Here is a 504-nt window from a genome sequence, read left to right as displayed (position 1 = left end):
TAGCGTTCCCCGCGCCCGGAGGGAACGCCGGTGCGCTCCTCCTCGAGCCGGTCCGCGTACCACGACAGCAACACGCCCTTGCTGGGATAGCCGAGCTCGCGGATCACGTCGGCGGCGCAGCGTTCGTATTTGATGTACAGGTCCACGGCCCTGTCGCGCTGCTCCCTGCTGTACTTCGCCATGAGGGGGTTCTCCTCCCGGTCAGGGAGTCCAAGAAAACGTCACCACCTCGGTTTAGTCATGTATTTTTTTCGGGTTTAGGCAGTTGCATGCATTTTCCTTATTTTTCCGGTTGCGCGGAGGTGTTCCTGCCGAACATGAGGGCCTCACTGACGCGGCGGCTCTGGCCGGTGAACTCGAGGAGCCGCCCGTGGTGCACGATGCGGTCGATGATCGCTGCGGCGAGTTTGTCGTCCGCGAAGACCGTGCCCCATTTACTGAACTCGATGTTCGTGGTGAATATGATGCTCCGTCTTTCGTAGCTGCCCGCGATGATCTGGTAGA

2 pseudogenes are annotated in these 504 nt (G+C 60.3%); both read right to left on the bottom strand.

Annotation, left to right across the window (positions count from 1 at the left end):
- Window positions 1-182: pseudogene (locus tag IE212_RS35365) on the bottom strand (hypothetical protein); the annotation flags it as partial.
- 98 nt (window positions 183-280) lie between these two features.
- Window positions 281-504: pseudogene (gene istB / locus IE212_RS34675) on the bottom strand (IS21-like element ISBlo2 family helper ATPase IstB); the annotation flags it as partial.

This window comes from Streptomyces djakartensis (assembly GCF_014651075.1).
In the GTDB taxonomy this organism is placed as follows: domain Bacteria; phylum Actinomycetota; class Actinomycetes; order Streptomycetales; family Streptomycetaceae; genus Streptomyces; species Streptomyces djakartensis.
This window is presented reverse-complemented; position numbering and strand designations above follow the sequence as displayed.